The 11038-nt window shown below is 66.1% G+C and carries 11 protein-coding genes; 6 read left to right on the forward strand and 5 right to left on the reverse strand.

What is annotated here, in order from left to right; translation table 11 throughout:
- Position 1 precedes the first annotated feature (1 nt).
- Complete coding sequence (locus ACFYO1_RS25665; RefSeq protein ID WP_387235922.1) at positions 2 to 1132, forward strand: DUF3696 domain-containing protein; 1131 nt, start codon at positions 2 to 4, stop codon at positions 1130 to 1132.
- Positions 1133 to 1159: 27 nt separating this feature from the next.
- Positions 1160 to 2065 carry a hypothetical protein gene (locus ACFYO1_RS25670; RefSeq protein ID WP_387235925.1) on the forward strand — a complete coding sequence of 302 codons (906 nt, stop codon included), beginning with the start codon at positions 1160 to 1162 and terminating at the stop codon, positions 2063 to 2065.
- 58 nt (positions 2066 to 2123) lie between these two features.
- On the opposite strand, the gene ACFYO1_RS25675 is transcribed toward ACFYO1_RS25670, so the two are convergent.
- The 4 genes from ACFYO1_RS25675 to ACFYO1_RS25690 are packed head-to-tail and all read right to left on the reverse strand — an operon-like array spanning position 2124 to position 6538.
- A complete protein-coding gene (locus ACFYO1_RS25675; protein WP_378724402.1) occupies positions 2124 to 3743 on the reverse strand; it encodes a cytochrome bc complex cytochrome b subunit in 1620 nt (539 codons plus the stop codon).
- On the reverse strand, positions 3740 to 4978 hold the full coding sequence (locus tag ACFYO1_RS25680; protein ID WP_387235928.1) for a ubiquinol-cytochrome c reductase iron-sulfur subunit: 1239 nt from the start codon (positions 4976 to 4978) through the stop codon (positions 3740 to 3742). Before ACFYO1_RS25680 ends, ACFYO1_RS25675 begins: the two co-directional genes overlap by 4 nt.
- A 26-nt stretch (positions 4979 to 5004) precedes the next feature.
- Positions 5005 to 5868, reverse strand: coding sequence for a cytochrome c (locus tag ACFYO1_RS25685; protein ID WP_364739350.1), 864 nt, complete (start codon positions 5866 to 5868; stop codon positions 5005 to 5007).
- A 58-nt stretch (positions 5869 to 5926) separates the two neighbouring features.
- Complete coding sequence (locus tag ACFYO1_RS25690) at positions 5927 to 6538, reverse strand: heme-copper oxidase subunit III (protein ID WP_375917698.1); 612 nt, start codon at positions 6536 to 6538, stop codon at positions 5927 to 5929.
- A 239-nt stretch (positions 6539 to 6777) separates the two neighbouring features.
- Here ACFYO1_RS25690 and ACFYO1_RS25695 point away from each other — a divergent pair, with 239 nt between their 5' ends.
- From ACFYO1_RS25695 to ACFYO1_RS25710, 4 genes are all read left to right on the forward strand, one after another.
- On the forward strand, positions 6778 to 7221 hold the full coding sequence (locus ACFYO1_RS25695; protein WP_387235933.1) for a hypothetical protein: 444 nt from the start codon (positions 6778 to 6780) through the stop codon (positions 7219 to 7221).
- Between the two features lie 86 nt (positions 7222 to 7307).
- On the forward strand, positions 7308 to 8369 hold the full coding sequence (trpD, locus tag ACFYO1_RS25700; protein ID WP_387235936.1) for an anthranilate phosphoribosyltransferase: 1062 nt from the start codon (positions 7308 to 7310) through the stop codon (positions 8367 to 8369).
- Positions 8370 to 9380: 1011 nt separating this feature from the next.
- Positions 9381 to 9668 (forward strand): hypothetical protein, encoded by a 288-nt coding sequence (locus tag ACFYO1_RS25705; RefSeq protein ID WP_387235939.1) that lies wholly within the window; start codon positions 9381 to 9383, stop codon positions 9666 to 9668.
- Between the two features lie 43 nt (positions 9669 to 9711).
- Positions 9712 to 9996 carry a hypothetical protein gene (locus ACFYO1_RS25710; RefSeq protein WP_387235942.1) on the forward strand — a complete coding sequence of 95 codons (285 nt, stop codon included), beginning with the start codon at positions 9712 to 9714 and terminating at the stop codon, positions 9994 to 9996.
- Between the two features lie 3 nt (positions 9997 to 9999).
- Here the strand turns inward: ACFYO1_RS25710 and ACFYO1_RS25715 are convergent, their stop codons facing one another.
- On the reverse strand, positions 10000 to 10275 hold the full coding sequence (locus ACFYO1_RS25715; RefSeq protein ID WP_378724389.1) for an Lrp/AsnC family transcriptional regulator: 276 nt from the start codon (positions 10273 to 10275) through the stop codon (positions 10000 to 10002).
- Between the last annotated feature and the right edge of the window lie 763 nt (positions 10276 to 11038).

Raw genomic sequence — 11038 nt, forward strand, 5'->3', positions numbered from 1 at the left:
GATGCTGACCGATATTCGGCTGCAGAACTTCAAGGCCTTCGCCGACCAGAATATTCCGTTACGCCAGATCACGCTACTCTCCGGACTCAATTCGAGTGGCAAGAGCACAGTTCTGCAAGCGCTCGCCCTCCTGCGGCAATCGTATACAGCCGGGGTCTTGTCCAATCGCGATACCGGACTGCTCCTCAACGGAGAACTCGTCGAGTTGGGCACGGGCAAAGACGTACGGCATGAGGCTTGGGTACCGACGTCGAAAACCAAGGGCGGCATCGCCATCACCGTATCCGACGACGACCATGATCTCGCGTTCACCGCCGCCTACGCCCCTGAACAAGATCTGCTCAGTATCGTCGATGACCTACTCAGTTTCGTCCCGGAAAAGCTCGACCGACGGAGCCGGTTGTTTAACCAGCACTTTCAGTACCTTCGCGCCGACCGCATCAATCCAGCGGTCAGCTATCCACGCTCACACGACATAGCGATCAGAAGGAAATTCCTAGGTGCCCGCGGAGAGCACACTGTCAACTTCTTGCGGCACTATCGGGATGAGTTGGTCAGACCAGAGTTGCAACAGCCGGATGCCGCCTCGACTGACCTGTTCCGACAGACAGAAGCGTGGCTGCAACATCTGTGCCCTGGCGTAAATCTCGCGGCAACCGGCATCGACGGAACCGACACGGTCAGACTCGGATTCAGCTTCGGCACCGCCGGACTGTCGTCCTCGAACCAATATCGGCCGACCAACGTGGGTTTCGGCCTTACCTACTCGCTGCCGATTGTGGTTGCCTGTCTGAGCTCAGGACCCGGGACGCTGCTGTTGCTGGAAAACCCGGAAGCTCATCTGCATCCGCGAGGCCAGTCCGCGATGGCCGATCTACTTGCTCGAACAGCGAGGGCAGGCGCCCAGGTCATTGTCGAATCGCATAGTGATCACGTCTTGAACGGCATGCGCATCGCCGTCAAGAATCGGGTATTGACCCCTGATCAACTGGGTCTGTTGTATTTTCACGCGGACAGCAGTGGAACCAAGCATGTCGAGCAACTCGAAGTCAGCGGCCAAGGCAGCGTATTGCGTTGGCCGGATGGCTTCTTCGATGAGTGGGACCGGGCGCTCGACGAACTGATCGACTAATCGGGCCAAAACAGTACGGGGGATTGTGTGACTACGCTGCTTTGCCTCAATGAGCTCTCTTGCGGCCACCACCTTCCGGTCAGCAGGGTTGATGATGCGGTGCGACAGTTCGTCGCCACCCTCCGCGCGATCAAATCCGACGCGGTACTGATCACACCGGTCAAGCTTCCGGACATCGATCTTGCGCTGGACTACCCGATGCGACGGTGGGCGGCAGACGGTCGCAACAAGGACCATTGGCGTGCTATCAGGTCGATGCAGAGTCGCGCCCCGTTCACCTTCGCTGAACTGGCGCCGACCGAGCAAGACGACGACGAGTTCCGACATCGAGATCGGCTCGCCAGTGGGTTGGGCGTCGCGCACAACCACGATGGAATGGCTGTCAGCCTGCCGACACATGAAGAATGGGCACTGGACGCCATCGAACTAGATCGAATGTGGGTCGACGAGACGGTCGAAGAGATCTGCCAAGAAATCGTCACGGTACGACACGCATCGTGCACTGACCACGTCGACGTACACGCATCATGGCTCGACGAGAGCCGATACGACACCGATGTGCGAGCGGGTCGAGACGTCTGGGATCGCCGCCATCAGTTCTTCCCCGCGCTGGACTTCCTGCCTCGAGTCGAACACGACCTCACCGATATATCGCCGGTCTGGGTTAGACCAGTCTTCGTACGATTGAGGGAACTGCAAACCTCCGCTGTCGGCTGGGTTCCTAAGGCAGGCAGCCCGATATGGGGCAGCAAAGTTACACCAGAACATGACCAGCGCAAAGCACTGTGCAGGTTCGTGGATCTCGACGGAGTCACGCGCACCTTCGATATGCACGCCAGGTTCACCCCGGGTGCCGGACGGATCCATTTCCGATTGATCGCAACCGAACAGAAATTCCGCATTGCCTACATAGGGCGCAAGCTCGGCAGTTGAGCGCCACAATACAAAAGCCCCGAGCCGGTTTCGACTCGGGGCCTTTGTGTTTCAGCGATCAGTGGCTGTGCTTGCCACCGAGTTCCTTCTCCTGACGCGCCTGCAACACCTTGAGCTGCTTGTGCTCCTCGGCGTGCTCGGTCTCGAAGTGCTGCTCGCTCTCCTGCCACGGGTCCGCCCGCAGGAAGCTGCCGGTACCGGGCTTGCCGGCCGAGCCGAGCTTGCTCATCTTCTTCGGGACGGTCGCGCCCTGGTACTCCAGCGGGATCGGGTGGCCGTGGTCGTCGACCGGGCCCAGCGGCTGGTGCACCTCGATGTACTCACCGTGCGGCAGGCGCTTGATCACGCCGGTCTCGATGCCGTGCTCGAGCACCGCCCGGTCGCTGCGCTGCAGGCCGATGCAGAACCGGTAGGCGACGAAGTACGCCAGCGGCGGCACGACCAGGATGCCGATGCGGCCCATCCAGGTGGTCGCGTTCAACGAGATGTCGAACTTCAGCGCGACGATGTCGTTGACGCAGGACAGGGTCAGCACGACGTAGAAGCCGATCGACATGGCGCCGATCGCGGTGCGCACCGGCACGTCGCGCGGACGCTGCAGCAGGTTGTGCCCGGCGGTGTCGCCGGTCAGCCGCTTCTCGATCCACGGGTACATGATCAGCACGGTGAACACCAGGCCCATGATCAACGCCACCCAGAACACGGCCGGAACCGTGTAGCGACCCAGGTAGAGCTCCCACGGCGGCATCAGACGCGCCAGGCCGTCGGTCCACATCATGTAGAAGTCCGGCTGCGAACCCGCGGAGACCTGCGACGGGTTGTACGGGCCCAGGTTCCAGATCGGGTTGATCTGGAACAGGCCGCCCATGATGCCGACGATGCCGAGGGTGAAGGCGAAGAACGCGCCCTGGTCCGCGGCGAACACCGGGATGATGCGAGCGCCGACCACGTTGTTCTCGGTGCGGCCCGGTCCGGGGAACTGGGTGTGCTTCTGGTACCAGACCAGCGCCACGTGCGCGGCGATCAGCGCCAGGATGATGCCGGGCAGCAGCAGCACGTGCGCGATGTAGAGGCGCGGGATGATGATCGTGCCGGGGAAGTCCCCGCCGAAGATCAGCCAGTGCATCCAGGTGCCCGCGATCGGGATACTCATCGTGATACCGCCGAACGCGGCCCGCAGGCCGGTGCCGGACAGCAGGTCGTCGGGCAGCGAGTAACCGAAGAAGCCCTCGAACATGGCCAGGATCAGCAGCAGCGAGCCGATCACCCAGTTCGCCTCACGCGGCTTGCGGAACGCGCCGGTGAAGAAGATGCGGAACAGGTGCACGATGATCGATGCCGCGAACAGCAGCGCGGCCCAGTGATGCACCTGGCGGACGAACAGACCGCCACGCACCTCGAAGGTGATGTCCAGCGAGGTCTCGTACGCCCGCGACATGGTGACACCACGCAGCGGCTGGTACGAGCCGTTGTAGACGACCTCGGTCATCGACGGATCGAAGAACAGGGTCAGGTAGACACCCGAGAGCAGCAGGATGATGAACGCGTACAGCGCGATCTCACCGAGCAGGAACGACCAGTGGGTCGGGAAGACCTTGTTGATCGACCGCTTCACGAACGCTGCGGCTTGATACCGCTCGTCCATCTCGTTGGCCTGTGCGGCAGCAGAAGGGCTCATGAACGACGCTCCCAGTAAGCCGGGCCGAGCGGCTCGATGAAGTCGCCGTTGGCGACCAGGTAGCCCTCGGAATTGACGGTGATCGGCAGCTGCGGCAGTGCGCGAGCGGCGGGACCGAAGACCGGCTTACCCCATTCGGTCGCCAGGAACTGCGACTGGTGGCAGGGGCAGAGGATCTTGTTGGTCTGCGACTCGAACAGCGACGTCGGGCAACCGAGGTGGGTGCAGATCTTCGAGTAGGCGAAGTAGTCGCCGTAGTTGAAGCTCTCCTGGCCCTTACGCTTGATCGCCTTCTGCGCGTCTTCGGTGCGCAGGCGAATCAGCATGACCGCGTTGCGGATACCGCGCAGCGACTGGAGCGTGGCGTGCTCGTCCCCGCGCCACTTCTCCTTCCAGGGGAACACCGTCTCCATGCCGCCCGCGTCCATGTCCTCGGGACGCACCAGCACGATGTCCTCCGGGCGACCGGTGTCGCGGCGGATGTAGATGGTCTCGCCCTCGAAGTCCGGGGTCCAGCCCGAGACCCACAGCGGCGACTTCTCCCGCTTGGCCCACGGGTTCTTCACCATGCCGCCGACGAACACCAGCAGCGCTCCGATCCCGAGCACACCGACACCGGCGCCGGCCGTGCGGGTGATCAGCTTGCGGCGGGCCAGCGTGGAGGTCTCCAGCGCGTCGGAGAGTTCGGCGACCAGGGTGCGGCGCTCGACCTCGGGCGACGGGCCGTCGTGGCGGTCCTGGATGGACAGCTCGGCGGGGATGAACATCTTGCGGATCAGCACCACCGCGACGCCGATGACCAGCACCGAGACGCCGAAGGTGACACCGACCAGCGGGGTGAACAGCGAGTAGGCGGTGTGGCCCTCCTCGTCGGACGGCTTGAACTTCCACGGCCAGAACAGGTACACGCCGACCAGCGCCGCCGCGGCGATGCCGGACACGGCGAACCAGAACGCGACCGCGCGCTCGGCGCGCTTCTCGGCGCGGGTGCCCGGAACCGGGAACCGCTCGCGCCGGTAGGCGACGTCGACGCCGTCCCGCTCGGTACCGAGCTTGACCAGTTCGTCGCGCGTCATCGCGTCGAGTTCGGCCTCGGTGTAGTCGCGCTTCGCCGCGTGGCTGTCGGACTCCGTCACCGCGTGGCCGTCGGAATCGGCGACCACCTCGTGGGAACCGTGGCCCGTGGATTCCTTCGACGGCTCGCCGCCGTCGTGGCCCTCATCCGGCCGACCCATGTCGTTTGGCTCCTTCTCGTTCTCGCTCATGACCGTGACCCGATCCAGATCGCGGCACCGACGACCGTCGTGATACCGATCACCCACATGACCAGGCCCTCGGTCGCGGGACCGAAGCCGCCGAGGTCCCAGCCGCCGGGGGCCTTCTCCTCTTTCGCGTTCATGACGTAGGCGACGATGTCGCGCTTCTCCTCCGGCGACAGCTGCCGGTCGGAGAACTTCGGCATGTTCTGCGGGCCGGTCATCATCGCGTCGTAGATCTGCTGCTCGGAGGCGGGCTCCAGCGGCGGGGCGAACTTACCGGAGGACAGCGCGCCGCCGCGGCCGGTGAAGTTGTGGCAGGACGCGCAGTTCATCCGGAACAGTTCCGAACCGCGGGCGATATCGTCGCCGCGCAGCGACTCCTGCGCGATCTCGCCGTTCGCGTCGCGGACCACGGTCGGGCCGCCGCCGTTGGCCGCCACGTACGCCATCAGCGCGTCGGTCTGGTGCTCGTCGAACTTCGCCGGCTTGCGCTGGGCCTGGGCCTCGTTACGGGCCATCGGCATGCGGCCGGAGGACACCTGGAAGTAGACGGCGGCCTCGCCGACGCCGATCAGGCTGGGACCACGGTCCTGCACGCCCTGCAGGTTCGCACCGTGGCAGGTGATGCAGGAGGTGTCGTAGAGCTGGTTACCCTCGCGGATCAGCGCCGAGGAATCCTCGTTCGCGGTCGCCCGCTGCGGGTCCGGCGTCAAGGCCGCGGCCAGGAAGCCCGCTCCGACGAGGCCCACCAACAGCGCGAGCCCGCCCGCGATGCGACGGCGAACGCGGCGCTGCCTGCGTGTCTTGCTGGCCTCGCCGTTCCCGTTGCTGGCGGGCTCTGGCGCTGACGGGGGAGATGAACTCATCTGTGTCCCTTTGGAGTAGACGGAACCGACGTGTGCAAAAGACTGGGGTACGCCCGGCTCAGCGGACGAAGTAGATCGTGGCGAACAACCCGATCCAGACGATGTCGACGAAGTGCCAGTAGTACGAGACCACGATCGCGGCGGTGGCCTGCGCGGGGGTGAACTTACTGACCTTGGTGCGGATCAGCAGGAACACGAACGCGATCAGACCGCCGATGACGTGCAAACCGTGGAAACCGGTGGTGATGTAGAACACCGAGCCGTAGGCGCTGCTCGAGATCGAGGTGCCTTCCTTGACCAGGCTTGTGTACTCGTAACCCTGGCCCGCGACGAACATCGCGCCCATGATCAGCGTGATGACGTACCAGCGGCGCAGGCCGAACACGTCGCCACGCTCAGCGGCGAACACGCCCATCTGGCAGGTGAACGACGACGCGACCAGCACGGTCGTGACCGGCACAGCGAGCTTGAGGTTCAACTCGGTCGGTTCCGGCGGCCAGACGCCGTGCGCCTGTGCGCGCGCGACGAAATACATCGCGAAGAGGCCGGCGAAGAACATCAACTCGCTGGACAGCCAGATGATGGTACCGACGCTGACCATGTTGGGCCGATTCAGCGAGTGCACACGCTGGGTAATGGCCGATCCGGGGGTCCCTACTGCGGTCGTCACGGGGGTAAGTATGACTCGTCGTAGTACGACACAAGTACCCGGGTGCGAAACTTGTGTCTCCGTGTCGGAAAACCCACGGACAGACAGCCTCTCGACCAGGGCTCGGCGTGTTGAGGTCGGGCCGCCCGCGACGCGGCGGCGTCGGCCGGAACATGTTTGTCCGCCGGGTCCGCGTGCTCTCGGGTAGCCGGACCACAGCATGACAGGTGTGCGTAAGTAAAAGCTGAGATGGAGGCGATGTGGCAGGGCGTTTGTGGGGTCGGCTGTTCGGGCGCGGTGGCCCGGCGCCGCTGGATCCGAGCCGGGCCGATCTGGTGGTGGTCGCGTCGAGTTTCGATGACGCGGAAGCGTGTTCGGCGGCGTTGGCGCGGGCGAGCGAGCTGGTGCCGGACGCGGACGCGGTGTTGCGGCATCATCTGCGGATTCCGCCGGGACAGGTCGAGGCGGTGTGTGCGATCGCGGCGCAGGACGGGTACGCGCCCGCGCCGCGGGTCGGCGGGCCGGGGCACGAGGCGTTGGAGACGGTGATTCTGCAACGGGTGCAGGTGCTGGACGCGCTGCATTGTTCGCAGGAGCGTTCGCGGATGGCCGGGCTCGCGCAGCGGCACGACGGGACCGCGGACGGATGGGATGCGCTGCAACCGCGGCCGGCGGCCGGACAATCCGGGCCCGCGGCCGGGTGATAACCACGGGCTTTGCGCTGAGCGGGGGAAGTAAGCTGCTTCGCGACGAACTGGTTGTGAACCAGGTGACGGGAGAAAGTTAATTCATGAACGTGCGCAGCTGGCCCCAGGTGCTCGGAACCCTCGCCGACGGTGGCGACCTGGCCGCGGACGACACGGCATGGGCGATGGACGAGATCATGTCGGACAACGCCACTCCCGCCCAGATCGCGGCGTTCGGGGTGGCCATGAAGATCAAGGGGCCGACGCCCGAGGAGCTGACCGGGCTCGCCACGGGCATGCTCGAGCACGCGCGGCTGGTGCACATCGACGGTGACGCGGTGGACATCGTCGGGACCGGTGGTGACCGGTCCGGGTCGGTGAACATCTCCACCATGTCCTCGATCGTGGTGGCCGCGGCGGGGGTGCCGGTGGTCAAGCACGGGAACCGCGCGGCCTCGTCGAAGAGCGGCGGCGCGGACGTGCTCGAATCGCTCGGGGTGCGGCTGGCGCTCGGGCCGGAGGCGGTGGCGCGGTGCGTGCGCGAGGTGGGGATCGGGTTCTGTTTCGCGCCGGTGTTCCATCCCGCGCTGCGGTTCGCCGGGGCGGCGCGCAAGGAGATCGGGATTCCGACGGTGTTCAATGTGCTTGGGCCGCTGACGAATCCGGCGCAACCACGGGCCGGGCTGGTGGGGTGCGCGTTCGCGGATCTGCTGCCGGTGATCGCGGGAGTGTTCGCCGCGCGGGGCGGGAGTGCGCTGGTGGTCCGGGGGGATGATGGGCTCGACGAGATCACCACGTCCGACACGACCACCGCCTGGGTGGTTTCCGGTGGGCAGATGCGGGAGACGACTATCGATCCGACCCGTCTCGGCATTGCCCGCGTCGACCTGGAGGCGCTGCGGGGCGGCGATGCCGAGGTCAACGCGGGCGTGGCGCGGAGCGTGTTCGCCGGAACGAGCGGCGCGGTGCGGGACGCGGTGCTGGTCAACTCGGCGGCGGCCATCGTGGCCTACGACTTGTCCCAGGGGACAGTCGATTTCGCCGCCGACGTGCACGACGCGCTGGCCGGCGGGCTCGAGCGAGCCGCCGAAGCCATCGATTCGGGCAAGGCCGGGGCGCTGCTCGAACGGTGGACGAAGTTGACGGTCACACTCGGCGACCGCTAGCCCACAGCCGCCACCTGATGCGGGTGGCGATCATCGCCGGCGCCACGCTGTCGGCCAGCGCGCACGCGGCCAACTGTTGGGCGGCATCATCGCTGACGCCGCGCTGTCGGCCAGCGCGCACGCGACCAGCTGTCGGGCGGCATCATCGCCAGCGCCACTGTCGGCCAGCGCGCACGCGGCCAGCTGCTGGGCGGCATCATCGCCAGCGCCACTGTCGGCCAGCGCGCAGGCGGCCAGCTGTTGGCCCTACACCTGTTTTCGGTTCGGCGGGCACGCACTGCCGGAGATGTCGGGCGATCGGCGGACGAAGCGGGCCACTTCGCGGATTATCGAGCGCCACAGATCAGCCAGGCAGGTCGCGACCACGGCGGATGCCGCCAAGCAGGTCCTGAGCACGGCGAATGCAGCCATGCCGGTCTCAAGTACGGCGGATGCGGCCATATGGGTCCCGAGCACGGCAGATACAACCACGCAGGTTCCGAGCACGGCGGACGAAGTGGGCGGTTACACGGACTATCGAGCGCCGCAGATCAGCCAGGCAGGTGTCGAACACGGCGTATGCAGCCACGCTAGGTCCCCAGCACGGCGGATGCAGCCAGTCCGTCTCAAGCACGGCGGATGCAGCCATATGGGTCCCGAGCACGGCAGATACAACCACGCAGGTTCCGAGCACGGCGGACGAAGCGGGCGGTTGCGCGGACTATCGAGCGCGGCGGACGCGGCCACGCAGGTCCCGAACGCGACGGATACACCCACGCAGGGTCTCGAGCGCGACATATGGCCACGCAGGTCCCGAACGCGGTGGATACGGTCAGGCCGGCCTCGAGCGCGGCGGAGTCTCGCGGGGGCGAGATCGTCTGGCGTGGAATCGTGAGGTGAGCGCAAACCGTGGACTCATAGATAGCTGGCGTGCATAAGATGAGGTCAGCGTGGTAGACGGATTGGTAGGTCCATGCAAAGCCGGCTCGGCGCGGCAGGCGGCGAACGGCTTCGACCGGCGAGGAGCACAGCATGCGGCGCAGCGTTCGTGCAGTCTTCTGGAGTCTTTCGGTGGCCGCTGTCTGTGCCGCCGCTCCGCTGGCCACGGCCGACGGGTGTGGATTGTTCGTCGACGGAGTGAATTACACCGACCGAAACGGGTGTGTCCTGCTCGGCGAGGACGCGCCGCGCGCCTTCCAGAATGACACCGACAGCGTGGTGACGATCTATGCCGACGCCACCTGCGGAGGCATCTCCACCGGGGTCCTCTCGCCGCACGACAGCGGCACCTACACCGGTAAGTCGATGATCATCAGCTGATCCGGCAGCGAGAACCTCGGTCCTTACCAACGAGGAGCACCACATGAAGCACAGCATTCGTGTAGCACTCGGGGCACTGTCGATGGTGGCCGTATGCGCCATCGCGCCGGCGAGCGCGGCCGAGGGCGAATTGATCGTCGACGGTACCGATTACGGCGGAACGTCCGGCTGCGTCGACCTCGGGCCGAACGCGCCGCGCAAGTTCAAGAACAACAGCGACCGGCTGGTGACCATCTATATGAACACCCACTGCGTCGGCGCTGCCTCGGGAATCCTGCGCGGACGCTCGAGCGGCACCTACACCGGCAGTTCGATGCTGCGCAGCTGACCCTCACTCCCCCAGCGAGAAACCGGCCTCGGTATCCGCGCTGGCGTAGGACTTGAACGCGATGTGCGTGATGGTCCGCGCGACGCCGGGGACCTTGTCGAGGCGGTTGGTCACCACCTCGGCGATCTGCTCGTGGTCGCGCACCCGCACGATCGCGATCAGGTCCACGTCACCGGCACAGGAGTACACCTCGGTGACGCCCTCGGTGTCCGCGACGGCCTGCGCAGTCTCCGGAATGCGGCCGTTGTCGGCGTCAATCATCACGATCGCGGTAATCATGCGCTCAGCCTAAGCGGTCCACGTACGCATCCTCAGCGGGTTGGGCGTGCGCCGCCGCATCCGCCACCTCTGCCCACCCCACCCATCGCCCCGCCCCGTACATCGGCTCCCGATACCCCTCCGTAGTCCTTACTATCCGCACCCCCGCCCGAGCCAGCCAGCGCGCGATCAGCGCCGCCTCCTCCGGCGAGGCCCCCCGCAACGGCGGCACATTCACCGGCACCCAATCCTGCGCCAGAGGATCGCCCGCCGCGTCACCCTCGGTCCCGTCACAGCGCGGACCCCGAGAAGGGGTGCGGTTGTTGCCTACCGAGCGTTGTTCAAGATCAGGGGGAACTGATGCAAGATGCCTCTCGGGCGATACCTGCACCAGTTCCCCCTGATCTTGAACGGCGGCGGTAAGCCTGATACCAGTCCCATCGCCCCCCGCCACGCTCGCGACGTCTTGGCTTGCTGTGTGACCGACGTTCATGTGGGGGTCCGTCGCCGAATCCCCGAGCGTCCCGGCATGATCCGGTGGGATTGCCTGTATCTGTTCGGCGAAGCGGGCCCGACCCGGCGTGCGGGCCGGACCGGGGGCGTAGGCGGGACCGGATGCGGGGGCCGGACCGGGGGCGTAGGCGGGACCGGATGCGGGGGCCGGACCAGACGCGAGGGCCGAACCCGGTGCGGGGGCCGGATCCGACGCGGGGGCCGGATCCGACGCGGGGGCCGGACCAGACGCGGGGGCCGGACCAGACGCGGGGGCCGGACCAGACGCGGG

The organism is Nocardia sp. NPDC006044, assembly GCF_042871115.1.
Lineage (GTDB): Bacteria > Actinomycetota > Actinomycetes > Mycobacteriales > Mycobacteriaceae > Nocardia.